Source organism: Rhodococcus sp. IEGM 1354 (assembly GCF_030056855.1).
Classification (GTDB): domain Bacteria; phylum Actinomycetota; class Actinomycetes; order Mycobacteriales; family Mycobacteriaceae; genus Rhodococcoides.
Map to the genome: position 1 here is coordinate 1 of NZ_JASHKT010000096.1, position 212 is coordinate 212.

Here is a 212-nt window from a genome sequence, read left to right on the forward strand (position 1 = left end):
CGACCTGCCGGGCAGTCCGGCGCGAGTCGACAGTGCGCTGTCCGCCGCAACCGCGACGACGATGGCGTCGACGGCGGTAGGCACGAGACGCAGGTCGATTCTCAACGAACGCGTCGATGTCAGCCGAACCGCGCCCTCGGGCGACGATGGTTGGTTGAAGAACACGAAATCGTAGTCGTTGCGCACTTTTCGACCCGTGTTCACCTGGAACG

Annotated in this window: 1 protein-coding gene; it reads right to left on the reverse strand. The window is 64.2% G+C overall.

The features are described from left to right. On the reverse strand, nt 1-204 hold a 204-nt coding region (locus QM588_RS25690), incomplete at its 3' end, for a TerD family protein (RefSeq protein ID WP_283317445.1). Between the last annotated feature and the right edge of the window lie 8 nt (nt 205-212).